Source organism: Endozoicomonas sp. ONNA2, from assembly GCF_024606365.1.
In the GTDB taxonomy this organism is placed as follows: Bacteria; Pseudomonadota; Gammaproteobacteria; order Pseudomonadales; family Endozoicomonadaceae; genus Endozoicomonas.
Map to the genome: position 1 here is coordinate 1 of NZ_JAHHPO010000199.1, position 15,930 is coordinate 15,930.

At 49.8% G+C, this 15,930-nt stretch carries 10 protein-coding genes, 2 tRNA genes and 1 pseudogene; 10 read left to right on the forward strand and 3 right to left on the reverse strand.

Annotation, left to right across the window (positions count from 1 at the left end; genetic code table 11):
* Positions 1-693: 693 nt before the first annotated feature.
* From KDK14_RS03570 to clpX, 6 genes are all read left to right on the forward strand, one after another.
* Positions 694-1,077: a hypothetical protein gene (locus tag KDK14_RS03570; protein WP_257263648.1), complete on the forward strand. Its 384-nt coding sequence runs from the start codon at positions 694-696 to the stop codon at positions 1,075-1,077.
* Between the two features lie 40 nt (positions 1,078-1,117).
* Positions 1,118-1,193: transfer RNA gene (locus KDK14_RS03575), tRNA-His, on the forward strand.
* 74 nt (positions 1,194-1,267) lie between these two features.
* Positions 1,268-1,352: transfer RNA gene (locus KDK14_RS03580), tRNA-Leu, on the forward strand.
* 614 nt (positions 1,353-1,966) lie between these two features.
* Complete coding sequence (tig, locus tag KDK14_RS03585; protein ID WP_257263649.1) at positions 1,967-3,310, forward strand: trigger factor; 1,344 nt, start codon at positions 1,967-1,969, stop codon at positions 3,308-3,310.
* 192 nt (positions 3,311-3,502) lie between these two features.
* The gene (clpP, locus tag KDK14_RS03590; protein WP_257263650.1) at positions 3,503-4,153 is read left to right on the forward strand and encodes an ATP-dependent Clp endopeptidase proteolytic subunit ClpP; all 651 of its coding nucleotides are present in this window, start codon (positions 3,503-3,505) and stop codon (positions 4,151-4,153) included.
* A 433-nt stretch (positions 4,154-4,586) separates the two neighbouring features.
* Complete coding sequence (gene clpX, locus KDK14_RS03595; RefSeq protein ID WP_257263651.1) at positions 4,587-5,888, forward strand: ATP-dependent Clp protease ATP-binding subunit ClpX; 1,302 nt, start codon at positions 4,587-4,589, stop codon at positions 5,886-5,888.
* 181 nt (positions 5,889-6,069) lie between these two features.
* Here the strand turns inward: clpX and KDK14_RS03600 are convergent.
* Positions 6,070-7,319, reverse strand: a pseudogene (locus KDK14_RS03600) (ISL3 family transposase).
* Positions 7,320-7,733: 414 nt separating this feature from the next.
* Here KDK14_RS03600 and relA point away from each other — a divergent pair.
* Together relA and mazG are read left to right on the forward strand one after the other, a co-directional pair.
* Complete coding sequence (gene relA, locus KDK14_RS03605) at positions 7,734-9,986, forward strand: GTP diphosphokinase (RefSeq protein ID WP_257263652.1); 2,253 nt, start codon at positions 7,734-7,736, stop codon at positions 9,984-9,986.
* Between the two features lie 335 nt (positions 9,987-10,321).
* A complete protein-coding gene (mazG, locus tag KDK14_RS03610; protein ID WP_257263653.1) occupies positions 10,322-11,125 on the forward strand; it encodes a nucleoside triphosphate pyrophosphohydrolase in 804 nt (267 codons plus the stop codon).
* Here the strand turns inward: mazG and trmJ are convergent.
* On the reverse strand, positions 11,122-11,934 hold the full coding sequence (gene trmJ / locus KDK14_RS03615) for a tRNA (cytosine(32)/uridine(32)-2'-O)-methyltransferase TrmJ (protein WP_373691026.1): 813 nt from the start codon (positions 11,932-11,934) through the stop codon (positions 11,122-11,124). The genes mazG and trmJ overlap by 4 nt on opposite strands.
* 150 nt (positions 11,935-12,084) lie before the next feature.
* Between trmJ and cydD the strand changes: the two genes are divergently transcribed.
* Both cydD and cydC read left to right on the forward strand, forming a co-directional pair.
* Complete coding sequence (gene cydD / locus KDK14_RS03620) at positions 12,085-13,887, forward strand: cysteine/glutathione ABC transporter permease/ATP-binding protein CydD (protein ID WP_257263654.1); 1,803 nt, start codon at positions 12,085-12,087, stop codon at positions 13,885-13,887.
* Positions 13,880-15,613, forward strand: coding sequence for a cysteine/glutathione ABC transporter ATP-binding protein/permease CydC (cydC, locus tag KDK14_RS03625; protein ID WP_257263655.1), 1,734 nt, complete (start codon positions 13,880-13,882; stop codon positions 15,611-15,613). The genes cydD and cydC overlap by 8 nt, the downstream gene beginning before the upstream one ends.
* On the opposite strand, the gene KDK14_RS03630 is transcribed toward cydC, so the two are convergent.
* Entirely contained in the window at positions 15,572-15,892 is a 321-nt protein-coding gene (locus KDK14_RS03630) for a hypothetical protein (protein WP_257263656.1), read from the reverse strand. The genes cydC and KDK14_RS03630 overlap by 42 nt on opposite strands.
* Positions 15,893-15,930 lie beyond the last annotated feature (38 nt).

Below are 15,930 nucleotides of genomic sequence, written 5' to 3' on the forward strand. Positions count from 1 at the left end.
CAGCCCGAAAGAGAGCCTTCAGCCCGAAAGAGAGCCTTCAGCCCGCATGCCGGTTACATCGGCACCGGTAGCTGCAGTGTCCTCCAAGGCGGTGTTTGTCAACATAGTTGTCGCCTCAACTCACACAGCTTGACTTGGCTGACCTGCGACTGACCGGTCTGGATTCACCCAGTTTTCCTGGTTCAAACACCTGTCGTTCCATAGACTTGACTGGCTCAATATCAAGAAGATAAGCCTGACATTTATGACATTTTTTAACTTGAAGGGATTCAATATAGTCAGGGAAATGACCTGCTTGAGCCAAGCACCCTGATGCCCTTTCTGTCCACCAGCTTTATTACCAGAAGACTATCTCAGACTTTTTGGATTGGGTTTGTCATTTTTTGATTTATCAGCACCTTCATCAGTGGGGTGGCCAGTTGAGTCACCCCTTTTGCAAGTTTTTTGATAACCATCAGACGATGGTTGTTTACAGCTGTTGTGATTATTATTGCCAACCTTATTCTTCCAATTCTCTACATCGTTCTTCCAGGCAGGCAACTCTTATGCTATGCGCTGCTGCGCATTCTCTTTCAAGAGGACTTCAGTCGATAAAGTTGCAGGTGGCTGTGGAACCATGTTGGTGAAAGTTGGGAAAAAATATTGGTTAAAAGGATGGTATAAAAATCAGAAAATTCCAGATTTAAGTGAGAGGTGCTGAATAGTTACCATTTGGGAATGAGGCTGGCAATTATTGTTGAACTTTTGTTGTCGGGCTTTAATCCCAATGCTGTTCAGGAATTGGCTGATCATGATAATATTGATACTGCGATCCTCTATCTGAACCGGCGAAAAATCCAACAAAAAATGCGGTTGACAGCATCTATGAATTCGGCAAAAATCGCCGCCAGCGGGAGTCAAATTAGCCTATTTTGCATATCATCGGTATTCGAAGTCTTGACAGGATTTAATAATCCCTCTTATAGTTGTCTGCCCGGAAATATAACTCACTGGAATGTTTTTGAAAAGTTGCTTGCAGGTTCGATTTTTACCGTGCGTCCCACTTTCAGGTTCCTGTTTATCCCGTTTAAAGCTTGATACTTTTGCTTAAATTGAATAGTCTTTCGGGTGATTGTTGGTGGGCGTAGCTCAGTTGGTAGAGTTCCGGATTGTGATTCCGGCGGTCGAGGGTTCGAGCCCCTTCGCCCACCCCAATGCAATGGCTGTTCTGGCGTTCCAAGTGGCCTGAAAAATACAGTGTTTTATCTGTTTAGTGGAAGCACTGTGAGCGGAAGTGGTGAAATTGGTAGACACGCTGGATTTAGGTTCCAGTGCCTCAAGGCGTGAGAGTTCGAGTCTCTCCTTCCGCACCAGTCATTAACGGGGATAAGCTTACTTATCCCCGTTTTTGTATGTTTCATCCAAAGAAGCTGCCCTGATGGGGGTATGGACCCACCAGGAGGCCTTCCGAGAATAGAGCCCGACTGGGCGTCACCATAGCGAGGATGGCAGAAAATTGAGGATAAAAAATTTCGTTTTGTGAGGTGAGCAGTGATGCTATTTGCCGAAAAAAAACGGAATTTTTAGACCCATTTGCTGCCATCGAACGACTGCATGGATGCAGGAGCTAGAGCAACGCAGGAGCAGTTGCCGCGAAGGGCAGTCTATTCTCGAACAGCCTCCTGGTCCTTGTCCTTGGAAAAACGTGTATGAATATTGCCGATATGAAAGGTTGAGTCAGGGCTGCTGTGTCTTGGGTCTTATAAAATACGCTTTTCATGCAAAGTTTGCTCTATTCATTGGTTTTTACTGTTGAGAAGTGAGAGTGGAGCAAATCCTGCAGGAAGTTGGAATGTCTTGAAAGTGTTCCTTTGTCTTGCACGGATGCGATATGACAGAACGTGTTTGTGCATTTTCCGGGTACATTTGCTAGTCTATTTTCCCTTTGGCTCATTGTTTACACAGGTTTTGGTGTTGAGGAACAAAAATGCAAATCTCCCTTGAATCGACTTCGGGTATCGAACGCAAGCTGACCATCACTATCCCATTTGCTGATATTGATAATGAAGTGAAGAAGCGTTTGCAGGACCTTTCCCGACGTGTTCGTCTGGATGGTTTCCGTCCCGGCAAGGTTCCAATGAAAGTGATCAAGCGTCGTTACGGTGAGGGTGTCAGGCAGGAAGTGCTCGGTGAGATGATGCAGTCTTCCTTTATAGAGTCCATTCAGGAACAGAATCTGAATCCTGCCGGTGCGCCATCTGTTGAAACCCTGTCTGATAATGACGAAGGATTCACTTTTGTTGCCACGTTTGAAATCTACCCTGAAATTGAGCTGAATGATTTCAGCAGTATTACCGTTGAGCGCCCGGTTGCTGATGTTCAGGAGTCTGATGTTGACGAAATGATCGAAACCCTGCGCAAACAGAGCATAACGTTTGCTGACGTTGATCGTGCTGCAGAAACGGGTGACCGCATTACCTTTGACTATGATGGCACTAAAGACGGTGAATCTTTCGAAGGTGGCAGCGAAGAGAACTCCACTCTGGAGCTGGGTTCTGGCAGAATGATTCCCGGCTTTGAAGATGGCCTGGTGGGTGTCTCTGCCGGCGAAGAGAGGTTATTGTCCCTGACTTTTCCTGAAGATTATCAGGCGAAAGATCTGGCAGGCCAGTCTGTTGAGTTTGTCTGCAAGGTTCACAAGGTTGCTGCGCCAGAACTGCCTGCACTGAATGATGAGTTTTTTGCTCGCTTTGGTGTAAGCGAAGGTGGTCTGGAAGTTTTCCGTACGGAAGTTGCCAAAAATATGGAGCGTGAACTGCGTCAGGCTGTTAAGAATAAAGTCAAGAATCAGGTAATGGATGGACTGTTGAAGATTCATGAAGTGGCAGTGCCTGCTGCTCTGACCTCTCAGGAAATCGACCGTATGCGTGAACAGGCAGTAAAGCAGTTTGGCGGCATGAAAGGTGGTTTTGATCCCAGGAAGTTGCCTGCAGAACTCTTTGAAGCCGATGCCAACAAGCGTGTTGCGCTGGGGCTGTTGATTGGTGAGGTGGTTAAGCAGCGTGATATCAATGTTGATGATGAGCGTGTGCGTGCCATGATTGAGGAAATGGCTTCCGCTTACCTGGAGCCGCAGCAGGTTATCGACTGGTACTACAGCAACGATGAACAGCTGTCTCAGATCAAGTATGTTGTTCTGGAAGAGCAGGTGGTGGATGCTATTCTGGAAGCTGCTCAGGTTTCAGAACAAATATGCAGCTATCAGGAGGCCATCAGGCCTGCCGAGCGTGCAGCTGAAACTGAAGAGGCAGAGCAGGGAGAGACTTCCTGAATTCGCTTGTAGAAAAGCGTTGTATGTAGAACGTCGGGAATGGGTGAATGATTTACCGATCCCCATGACATGCAGCTAAGGTTTTATCGATTCTGGTCGTTTTAATCTGGTATACAAGCGTCTACCCTATCAGTTTACAAGACTGGCAGAGCAGTCGCTTTTCTTCGACTTGGCAAGGAGTTAAGACAGGATATGTCCAATCTGACAGACCCGCATGCCGTTGCGATCACTAACTCAGGACTGGTACCTATTGTTGTTGAACAATCAGCCAGAGGTGAGCGCTCTTACGATATTTATTCTCGCCTCCTCAAAGAGCGAGTGATCTTCCTGGTGGGCCAGGTTGAAGATCATATGGCAAATCTTGTGGTTGCTCAGCTGCTGTTCCTTGAATCAGAAAATCCGGACAAGGATATTCACCTGTATATCAACTCACCGGGTGGGTCGGTAACAGCCGGGATGTCTATTTATGACACCATGCAATTTATCAAGCCTGATGTTTCCACCATGTGTATTGGTCAGGCGGCGAGCATGGGGGCTCTGTTACTGGCTGGTGGTGCTAATGGTAAACGATATTGTCTGCCGCACTCCAGGGTAATGATTCACCAGCCGCTTGGAGGATTCCAGGGACAAGCCTCAGATATTGAAATTCATGCCCGTGAGATTCTGAGCATCCGCAGTAAGCTGAACCACGTTCTGGCTCATCATACTGGTCAGCCTCTTGAAGTCATTGAGCGTGATACTGATCGCGATAATTTTATGAATGGTGATGAGGCGGTTGAGTATGGCCTGATTGATCAGGTCATGAATCGTCGTGGTGAAGACGAAAATAAAGACAAAAAGTAAGCTGAATGGCCTGTCATGAGCCTTGGGTCCTTAAATGAGTTGATGGCTCTTTTATGTGGTCCCAAGTGGGACGTTCTGTAATTCACGAAAATAGTCTCTGTGCAGTATGCTATTTTCAATATTTATGATGCCAGCAGGTTGATTTTTATCCAAAGTCGTTGAACACTAACCCACTGGATGGGTTCTCTTGATAGGGGGAACTCTGTCAGAATAGTTTGCCAGAATCATGCATGGTCCCGGATGGTCAGGGCATGAATTCTGGTATCACGCAGATCAAGCACTTGAAAACATGCATCGATACCTGCATTTCATAAGGCATGTAATAGTGAATCATGAAATAGGTCTTGATCCGTTTGACTGGCAGGTCTGTTTTAGTAATCTATTTTCACTGGTGAGTGCAGGGCAGGCATTGTCCGTATAACAGGGTAATCGAATGACCGACGAAATAAGCGGTAAGGGTGAAGACAGTAGTAAGTTGTTGTACTGCTCTTTCTGCGGAAAGAGTCAGCATGAAGTGCGCAAGCTGATTGCCGGCCCTTCCGTATTCATATGTGATGAATGCGTTGATCTATGCAACGATATCATCCGTGAAGAAATTCAGGACAGCAGTGGCGAAGTGTCTTCAGATAAGCTGCCAATCCCTCGAGAGATCAAGGAAACTCTCGACGAGTACGTAATTGGTCAGCCCCGGGCCAAGAAAGTTTTATCTGTAGCAGTATACAATCACTACAAGCGTCTGAGCTTTGGCGATGCCAAAGGTAGCAAGAAGAAAGATGAAGTCGAGCTGGGTAAAAGTAATATCCTGCTGATTGGTCCTACAGGAAGTGGTAAGACGCTGCTTGCCGAAACGCTGGCACGCATGCTCAACGTACCATTCACTATTGCTGACGCCACAACCCTTACGGAAGCAGGTTATGTTGGTGAAGACGTTGAAAATATCATTCAGAAATTGCTGCAGAAGTGCGATTACGATGTAGAAAAGGCTCAGATGGGTATTGTCTACATTGATGAAATTGACAAGATTTCCCGGAAGTCTGACAACCCGTCAATAACCCGCGATGTTTCCGGTGAGGGTGTTCAGCAGGCTCTGCTCAAGCTGATTGAGGGTACGGTTGCATCGGTTCCACCCCAGGGTGGGCGCAAACATCCCCAGCAAGAGTTCCTGCAGGTTGATACCTCCAATATTCTCTTTATCTGTGGCGGTGCTTTTGCCGGTTTGGATAAAGTGATTCGTGGTCGAACCGACAAGTCTGGTATTGGCTTCTCTGCGCAAGTCAACAGCAAGGATGACAAAAAGGACCTGGGTGAAACATTTAAAGAGGTTGAGCCGGAAGATCTGGTGAAATTCGGACTTATCCCTGAGTTTGTTGGCCGTCTGCCGGTCATTGCAACCCTTGAAGAACTCGATGAAGAGGCGCTGGTGCGTATCCTCGTTGAGCCTAAGAATGCGCTGACCAAGCAGTACAGCAAGCTATTCGATATGGAAGAGGTGGAAGTCGATTTTCGTCAGGATGCATTGTGTGCTGTTGCAAAAAAAGCCATGGAGCGTAAAACCGGTGCTCGAGGCCTGCGCTCGATACTTGAGGCGGTATTACTTGACTCAATGTATGAAATTCCTTCCGATCAGAGCATTTCCAAGGTGGTGATTGATGCCTCGGTTATTAATGGTGACTCTGAGCCGTTGTTGATTTATGAAAATTCTGAAACACCGAAGGCGGCACTTTCCGATAATTGATATGCTGTTTTGCTCGCAATAAAAGCTCTCTTTGGCATAAATGCCACTCATTGTTATACGAGTGGCGTTATAGTGATACAGCAAGTTTTTCTCTATATTTTTTTACGCTGCCTTGGCAAGTTTTTGTTCGTACACGAATATTGCCAGCTAGGAGGCTGTCCGAGAATGGCTCCTCGTCATTTCATATGGATTTGAGGATGTCAGTAACAGGGCTGGCAATCAGGAAAATCATCGTGATAAATGTCCCTGTATTTCTATAGCCTTTCGCCCTTGCTCTTGCTGCCTGAAACAGGCTGTTCAATCCTTCCATGCGAGCATTTGTGTAGGTTGAATTCCAGCGTTCCAATATCTTTTCTGCGTGGCGCTCCACGGTTTCCAGAGCTTTACACGCACAGGTTCAAGAATATCTACGTAGCCCAGCTTATTCCTGGCGTAATTGATGAAGTTGGATAGGCGCCAGCGAGCCGCATTACTGGTTTCAGCCTTGCGAATCCAGCGTAGCTTTTCCTTGATATACCATGCTGTTGCCGTATGTAAGTCACTGGTTTCCAGTTCGGCCAGTGCCGCTATTTGCTTTTCGGTCAAGGGGCCGTCTGCATTTTTTAATATCGCCCAGCGAAGCTCTTTCGGCATGTGCCGCAACTTGCACTCAGCTTTACGAACGTCGTCTAATGCCTTGGTAAACAGTTGTACAACATGAAACCAGTCAATCGTCACATTGGCTTCTGTCAGTTCTTCTTTGGCTGCGGCCAGAAAAGCGGGAGACATGTCACAGACTACCTCCAGAATGTTCTCTGCCTTACCCTCGTGCCCTTCAAGAAATGTCTTGAATTGCTTGACCGTCTCCTTGCCCGGTGTGGTAAACACCACTGGCTTGTCAGATCGGTCCATATCAATGAATACGGTGACATAATTATGCCCCCGTTTGGAAGCCGTCTCATCCAGCCCGATGACTTTCAGCTCTGACAGATCCATCTGCAGTAAAGCCCTGCCGACCCTGCCGATATAGTGCTGGATAACCCGCCAGATGCGTTTAACCCTGACGCCAACGTACTCAGCACAGGCTTTAACTGGCATTTCCCTGGCCAACATTAATAACGCCTGTTCAAACAAAAGGGTAAACTTGCTGCCCCCTCTGGCCCAGGGGACATTTATGCGATGAACGCCATGTTTTTCACACTTGGTTCTTGGAGCCTGAGCAGTGATAAAGCAGTGGTGCTGGAAGAAGATAAGGTGCCGCCAGGTCAATGCCTTGAAGTCGTGAGCCGGGCAGGGCTTGCCGCAACAGGCACATAGGTACAAGCTGCCGCGGTCAGCAGCTACGTTGAGTGTAAGTACACTGGGTTTGGTTAAGGTATCCAAGTTTTGACCAACCAGCTTCCGGGGAGATTGCAAGCCAAGACCGAGTATAAATACCTGTTTTCCATCCATGAGAAGAGACTACTTCTGTTGAGTTCTGTTGAGGTAAAAACAGCTCGAACTATCGCTGATGTTTCCTGGTGAAATCCACATAAAAGGACGAGGAGCCGTTCTTGATTGCTCAAGAACGACTCTGCTTCACAGTTCATTGCTCAGGGAACTTCTCGGACAGCTTCCTGACCCGGGTCACGCAGACGGGGGCGCCTGGCTCCATGCTCCCCAAGTCTCACACGATCTTCGCAGACTTTACATACCGCCTGCGCGCCCCGGCTCGATTAGGCGATGCTTTGACGGGTTTGGTAATTTATTGGCAAGCCGCCTGTTAATGGCTGCTTTTGGGTAGTAGTCTATTCACGGACAGTCTCTCGGGGCTTTAAGTACCGGTGACAGGGCATCATTTGTACAGAAACAGACGGAATGGAATAGATGGTCAAGGTCAGAGAGGATCAGCCCCAACTCTTCGACGGCAGTGTCGACCTGGGCGCTTGGCTGAACCGCCTGCAGGAACGTTATGGCGTAGGTGATACTGATAGCCTGAGGGAAGCCTGCGAACTGGCCCGACAGGCTGAGCTGCTGGCATTGCAACGCTCTCTCGATGTTGAAGAAACCGCCTGGCCTACCGGAAAAGGGTGTTTTCGAACCGGTCTGGACATGGCAGAGATCCTTGCTGAGCTGAAACTGGATATGGATACCCTGGTGGCTGCTGTCCTCTATCGGGCTGTCCGTGAAACCAAATTGTCCCTTGATCAGGTTGAAGAGAATTTTGGCAAGGTGGTTGCCGGTCTGATCAAGGATGTTCAGGGCATGGCGGCCATCAGTAATATCCAGAACCCCAGAAAGCAGGTGCTCGATCATCGACAGGACCAGCTGGAAAAAGTTCGCAAGATGCTGGTTTCCATTATTGACGATGTCCGTGTTGCCCTGATCAAACTGGCTGAGCGAACCTGCGCCATCCGGGCGGTTCAGCATGCCACCAAGGAGAAGCGGCAGCGTGTTGCCAGGGAGGTATTTGAAATTTATGCGCCGCTGGCTCACCGGCTCGGTATTGGTTATATCAAGTGGGAGCTTGAAGACCTCTCCTTCCGATACCTGAAGCCCCATGACTATAAGAAGATTGCCAGGCTACTGGATGGCAAACGACTGGATCGCCAGAAATACATTACCGATGTGGCCGATACCCTGAAAGCATCACTGTCCGATGCAATGATTGAGAGTGATGTTAATGGCCGGGTGAAGCATATCTACAGTATCTGGCGGAAGATGAGACAGAAAAACATCGATTTTCGTGATCTCTACGATATTCGCGCGGTTCGTATTCTCACCCATGAAGTTCGCGACTGTTATGCGGCTCTGGGGGTGGTGCACTCGCTCTGGAATCATATTCCCAAAGAGTTTGATGATTACATTGCCACCCCGAAAGAGAATGGCTACCGCTCCCTGCATACGGCGGTGTTTGGCCCTGAAGGCAAAACCCTTGAAGTTCAGATACGTACCCATGACATGCATGAGGAAGCCGAGCTTGGGGTTTGCGCCCACTGGAAGTACAAGGGCACCGACGTAAATAACCGCAGTGACAGCTACGAGGAAAAAATTTCCTGGTTGCGTCAGGTTATGGAGTGGCATGAAGACCTTGGCGACTTGGGTGAGTTGGGTGGCCAATGGCGTGCGGACGTAGAGCCAGACCGAATCTATGTGTTTACTAAAGATGGGCATGTTGTTGATCTGTCAGTGGGCGCTACCCCGATCGATTTTGCCTACCGGATTCACTCAGAAGTGGGCAGTCGCTGCAGAGGGGCAAAAGTTGCCGGTCGTATTGTACCGTTAACCCATAAACTCAAAACTGGTGATCAGGTGGAAATTCTTACTGCCCCCAGTGCCCATCCCAGCCGGGACTGGCTGAACCCTGACCTTGGCTATGTCCACACCAGTCGCGCCCGGGCCAAGATTACCAGCTGGTTCAAAAAGCAGGATCGGGACGCCAATATCGCAGATGGTCAGAGCCTGCTGGAACTGGAGATTAAACGTCAGGCGTTGCAGGGTGTTAATTACGCTGAACTTGCCCGGTCGGTGAACTGCCTGTCACCGGATGATATGTTTGCCGGTATCGGTGCCGGTGACATAAAACTTCGCCATGTGGTTTTGCTGGCGCAGAAGCAGGTTGTGCCAGAAGAAGAAAAAACCTTTGAAATTCGCACCAAACCACAACAGGAACGGATATCGGACAGCACCATTACTATTGACGGTGTCGGTAATCTGCTGACTCAGATGGCGGGTTGCTGCCAGCCGGTGCCGGGGGATCCGATCATCGGTTATATCACCGTCGGCCGTGGCGTAACGATTCACCGTGAAGACTGTAACACTGCGCTCTCTATGCGTAGTCGTGAGCCGGAGCGTCTGATCGAAGTTAACTGGGGTACCCAACCGGACTACAGTTATCCGGTGGATGTTATCATAACGGCTTATGACCGCCCGGGCTTGTTAAGAGACATTACCATGGTATTGGCTAACGACAAGGTGAATGTTCTATCTATGCAGACCCGTACCAGCAAGGAAGAGCATTTGGCCAGCATGCTGCTGACCATGGAAGTTCCCAGCCTTGAGAGCCTGGGACGCATTCTTGCCAGGGTAAGTCAGTTGCCCAATGTTATCGATGCGGTTCGTCATCGTAACATGAGTTAAGTTGTGCTATCGATTAGACGATGATGTTGCAAAAAGCTTTAAAAAGATGGGAACCACAAAGGCACAAAGACACAAAGTTTTTTGCCGTGAAAAATATTTTGCTCAACCATTTTTCATCCCTGAGGGTGGTGCAAAATATTTTCACGCGCCATGGGCATTTGGGGCTTGACCGGGCTACGCCCGGTAAATTAATAAAATTTTCCTTTGTGTCTTTGTGTCTTTGTGTCTTTGTGTCTTTGTGTCTTTGTGGTTCAAGGCTTTTGTACCTTTGGCAACACCATCGCCTGACGTGGGAATACTGTCCCTATTAATACTTTCACCAGCAGGAGCGAGGTTTGTCACACTCCATTGATGATCTGATTACTTTGATGGCCAGACTCAGAGATAGAGAACATGGTTGTCCATGGGATCTGAAACAGACCTTTGCCACCATTGCCCCCTACACGTTGGAAGAGGCCTGCGAAGTCGCCCAAGCCATTGAGCGGGAAGATTACGACAACTTGAAAGAAGAACTCGGTGACCTGTTGTTTCAGGTGATTTTTCATGCCCAGATGGCCAGTGAGATCGGCTATTTTGACTTTGCCGACATCAGTGAAGGGCTATTGATGAAGCTACTGCGTCGGCATCCCCATGTCTTTCCGGATGGTAGCCTGGAGTCGTTTGCTTCCCGGCAGCCGCTGACAACAGAACAGGTCAAACAGAAATGGCAGGAAATAAAGGCCGAAGAAAAAAAACAGCAAGGACCCAACAAGCGTCACTCAGCCATGCCTGATTTGCCGACCATGTTGCCAACCTTGCAGCGTGCCGAAAAAATTCAGGCGGCAGCGGCCACAGTGGGTTTCGACTGGCCGGAACCGGAGCCTGTGTTTGACAAGATTCATGAAGAGCTGGATGAAATCCGTGTCGCCAGAAGTGAAAGCCAGGAGCGGATTTCCGACGAGGTGGGTGACCTGTTATTTGCTTGTGTCAATCTTGCCCGGCACCTTGGTGTTGATGCCGATATGGCATTGCGCCAAGCCTGCCATAAATTTGATGATCGGTTCCGGAAAATGGAAGCCCTTGCCACAGCACATGGGGAACCGTTTGAACAGCTGACGCTGGAAGAGATGGAGAGCTACTGGCAGCAGTGCAAACTTTAACTGCGGCTTCGCTTTGTATTGCTGTTTTTTCCGGATGCTTTCTGGGCGGCTCTCAGTATGCCCCGCAACATATTCAACTCTTTGGCTTCAGGGCGGGCACGGTTGAACAAGCGACGAAGCCGGGTCATGACCAGTCCCGGGTGCTGTTGAATAATAAAGTCGATATCGGTCAGTGTGGTTTCCAGGTGCTCATAGAAATTTTCCAGCTCCTTATTCAGAGGGTATTCATGGTCGGGTTTTTCATCGTGCCAGTGGTTCTCTTTTTTCAGCTTGTTCAGTGATGCCTTGAAGATTTCATAACAGAGAATCTGAATGGCATGGGCAACATTGAGTACCGGATACTCGGGGTTAGCATCAATACTGGTATGGAAGTGGCACTTTTCCAGTTCGCTGTTGGTAAGGCCCATGGTTTCCTGACCAAATACCAGGGCAACGGTCGATTGGCGAGATTCACAGAGCAGTTGCTCAGCGCATGCTTGCGCTCCCAGCATCGGGCGTGAAAACGAATGGGAGCGTATTCTGGCACTGGTGCCAATAACCAGGGAGCAATCGGCAATGGTTTCATCCAGAGAGTCAAATACCCTGGCCTGCTCCAGCACATCCAGGGCACCGGCCGCCATGGCGTCTGCCTCCGGTGCGGGAAAGCGTGCAGGTGTCACCAGGCAGAGGTCACTCAGGCCCATGGTTTTCATGGCCCGGGCAGCGGAGCCTATGTTGCCGGGGTGGAAGGTATTGATCAGGATGATGCGAATATTCTGAAGCATGGTGGCCAATGGTTGAATGACTGAAGCGGCTGTCCTTTTGGACACTCATAAGAGCTGAACCACAAAATGAGTTTGACCCGTAATTATAGGGGGTGGAAGTACTTGAAAACCAGTCGGTATGCTCGTGGTGAGTACCGGGCCAGTTATGTACAATGCACCGCACGTGGTCAGTAGTCCGGGACATACCTTGAAAAGATGAGTCAAAGTACACAAAAGCAGGCCTATCTCTGGCTGTTAAGGCAGATAAGGCCGGCCTGGCAATGGCTACTGACCTCCATGGGGCTTGGTCTACTCAATGGCGTTTTGCTGATTGTTCAGGCTTCGATCATGGCCGTGATGATCCATCAGCTGGTGATGGAGGGGGCTACCCGGGCGATGTTGACGGAAGATTTTTTCCGGGTTCTGATGTTGGTTGTTGCTCGTGGAGCTTGTACCTGGGGGCGTGAGTTTTGCGGTTTCCGGGCAGGTGCCTGTGTTCGGGTAGACGTGCGTAAACTGCTGCTGGATAAATTACGTCGTCTTGGTCCCCCGGTGATAGCTGAGCGGCCCGGGGGTAGCTGGTCGGCGATTGCTGTTGAACAGGTGGAAGAACTGCAGGAGTTTATTGCCAAATACCTGCCCCAGATGGCCTTGGCGGTGATGGTACCGGCCATTATGCTGGTGGTTGTTATCCCCCAAAGTTGGGTGGTGGGCATTATTTTCCTGGTAACTGCACCGCTGATTCCTGTTTTTATGCTTCTGGTTGGCATGAAAGCGGCACAGGCTAACCGGAAAAACTTTCAGGCACTCTCACGTTTGGGAGGCTTCTTTCTTGATCGGCTACAAGGGTTGGCAACGCTGAAACTCTTTGCGCGAACACGCTTTGCACAGACACAATTGGCCAATGCCAGTGAAGATTTTCGGATAAAAACCATGGAGGTTCTCCGGCTGGCTTTTTTGTCTGCCACGGTGCTGGAGTTTTTTGCCTCGGTGTCCATTGCCCTGGTAGCGGTGTTTCTGGGGATGAGTTTTCTGGGTCACATTACCTTTGGCGGTGAAGTGACGCTCTATACCGGGCTATTTCTGTTATTGTTGGCACCTGAGTATTATCAGCCATTGCGGGAACTGGGAACCTACTATCATGCCAAGGCCAAAGCGGTTGGTGCGGCGGAAGAGATTCTGGACGTATTATCCCAAAAAGAATCAGAGGCACACTGTGGCAAGTTGTCTTTGCCAGAGGCAAGGCCGCTGACCCTGGAGGTCAGGGAGCTGTCCGTTTCGGCAAACATAAGATCCGCTGGCCCAGCGTCGGCAGAGGCTTCAGAAAGTAAATTTCCGCTATTGCTGGATCACCTGTCGTTCAGGATCGAACCCGGAACCCGGGTCGGTATTATTGGTAGCAGCGGTGCCGGTAAAACCACGCTGATCAATACGCTGATGGGTTTCTGGAACTACCAGGGTGAAATAAAGATAGCCGGGCAATCGCTGGCGGATACCCGGCTCGACAGCTGGCGTATAGCCATTGCCTGGTTGGGGCAGCAGCCATTGATTATCCATGGCTCCGTTTATGACAATATAGCCTTCGGGCGCGAAGTTTCCCCAGAGCAGTGCCTTGACGCGCTGGCCAGGGCGCAGGGTATGGATATTCTGACCAACCTGCCCAATGGCCTGGACAGTTTACTGAAAGAGCAGGGTGGTAACCTGTCGGTTGGTCAGGCCCAGCGGGTTGCCCTGGCAAGGGCCCTGGTGCTGCCGGTGCGGTTTTTAATTCTGGATGAGCCGACCGCCAGTCTGGACTCTGCCAGTGAGTGCCTGGTGCTGGATGCCCTGAATGCCCTTGCGGATGATTGCACGGTCATCACCATTACCCATCGCATCAGCCAGCTCAAGACCATGGATCAGATACTCATGCTGGAAAAAGGGAGGCTGGTGGCTGACGGTTCTCCCGCCACGCTGGCCAGGGAAAGCGCTCTGTATCAGCAGTTCATCATGAACAGCGGGAGTCTGGAAGATGAATGACCTGTGGCCTTTTCTGAAATTGTACCGTCAGCATTCGGGTATGCTGTCATTGGGTATTTTGCTGGCCATTGTGACCCTGCTGGCCGGTCTCAGCCTGCTCTCACTGTCCGGCTGGTTCATTACCGCCACCGCCATCGCCGGGCTTACCTTTAACACGGCCCAGACCTTTAATTTCTTTACCCCCGGGGCGGGTGTTCGGGGCTTTTCCATTGCCCGTACCGCTGCCCGCTATGCTGAGCGCCTGGTGAGCCATGATGCCACTTTTCGGCTGTTGTCGGGCCTGCGCAGCTGGTTTTTCAATAAACTGATACCACTTTCCCAAGAGCAGCTTGGACAGTACCGTAAAGGAGAGCTACTCGATCGGCTGGTGGCCGATATTGATGCTCTTGATCAGCTTTATCTGAGGCTGTTCAGCCCATTATTGTCTGCGGTTGTTGTTGCCCTGTTGTTTTCCCTGTTTATCGCCTGTTTCAGTGCTGCGGTGGCCAGGGTGGCGTTGCTGGTGATGATGCTCTGGATTATCGCCATGCCCCTGCTGTTTTATCTCCTGGGCCTCAGGACTGGTGAGTCAATGGGTGTCAGGCAGGCGCGGTTGCGTCAGGAGGTGTTGGATTATCTGCAGGGCATGGCTGAACAGCAGATCTACGGCAGTGATGCCAATACTCGTGCCAGGATGGCTGAGTCGGAACAAAAACTGGTTGCTGACCAGTCCCGAATGGCCGTGATAGAAGGGTTCGGCTCCGCCCTGTTCGTTTTCGGCTCCGGTGCGGCGGCATTACTGGTTTTGTATATTGCTAGCGGTGAGATGAGTGCAGGTCTGTTCAGTGGGCCGGTTATGGTCATGATGGTGTTTGGAATGCTGGCCAGTTTTGAAGCGCTAATGCCACTACCCGTTGCTTTTCAGTTTTTCAGTCATACACGACAGGCGGCTAGTCGCTTGCACCAGGTGGTGCATTCACCGGTGGTGGTATTCCCGCAGCAGGCAGCGGGAGAAGCATTAAAGGGTGAGATTCAGTTTACCGGGGTCTCCTGTCGCTATGTTGATAACAGCTATGTTAATAACAGCTATGCCAATAACCTGCCAATAATCAACAATCTATCGCTGCATATTCTTGCAGGTAGTCATGTTGCCCTGCTCGGTAAAACCGGATGCGGTAAATCAACGCTGATCCAATTATTGAGCCGTGGGCTGGAGCCTGCTGTTGGCAGTATTACGCTGGATGGGCTGCTGATTCAGGAATTGTCAGAACAGGCGCTTTATCGGGCCATCACGTTTGTTCCTCAAAAAACCCATGTGTTCAGTGCCACGCTCAGGGAGAATCTGTTGTTGGCTGCACCAGTGGCAACGGATGAGCAGCTATTAACCGTCGTTAAAGACTCAGGTCTCAATGGGCTTGCTGCTGCCAGGCAAAGCGATGGCGATTTACTGGATCTTTGGTTGGGGCAGGGCGGTATTGCCTTGTCCGGCGGCGAGCAACGTCGTTTGGCCATTGCCCGGGCTTTGCTGAAACCGGCACCGATACTGGTGATGGATGAGCCCGGTGAGGGGCTGGATGTATCCAGCGAACAGGCTGTGCTGGAAACCGTTTTGCGTCAATTCAAAGACAGTACTGTCATTATGATCACCCACAAGAGGGCTGCCCTGGAAAAGATGGATCAGGTCTTTCGAATGGAAAATGGCAGCCTATTCCCGGACAGTCTCCTGGCGCGGCGCCGATTTGTATAGATCTTTTTCCGGCCAATCTTCTATCAGGCTTCTGCGAATGTCAGAACGTTCCTGCTCACTCAACCGACAAATATCTTTTCCTGCAACCTGTGAATAGTATCGTCTCATCCAGGTTTTGTTGACCGGGTTGGGAATAATGAAATATTTTCTTCCGTACAGGTTTTTGGTTTTCTCAACGGAAGCCCGGTCAAACGGTGACAAACCTTTTTCTTTTACATCAAAGTCATCGATAAGGTCACCGACATACAGCCGGACATCATATTTTTTCCTGATTACCACTGATCGTACGTCATGAATCAGCTGCTATAATAAACGTC

Coding starts and splice junctions, on each gene's coding strand:
- tig (WP_257263649.1), top strand. CDS start 1,967: ATGCAAATCTCCCTTGAATCGACTTCGGGTATCGAACGCAAGCTGACC.
- cydD (WP_257263654.1), top strand. CDS start 12,085: ATGAGTCAAAGTACACAAAAGCAGGCCTATCTCTGGCTGTTAAGGCAG.
- clpX (WP_257263651.1), top strand. CDS start 4,587: ATGACCGACGAAATAAGCGGTAAGGGTGAAGACAGTAGTAAGTTGTTG.
- clpP (WP_257263650.1), top strand. CDS start 3,503: ATGTCCAATCTGACAGACCCGCATGCCGTTGCGATCACTAACTCAGGA.
- cydC (WP_257263655.1), top strand. CDS start 13,880: ATGAATGACCTGTGGCCTTTTCTGAAATTGTACCGTCAGCATTCGGGT.
- relA (WP_257263652.1), top strand. CDS start 7,734: ATGGTCAAGGTCAGAGAGGATCAGCCCCAACTCTTCGACGGCAGTGTC.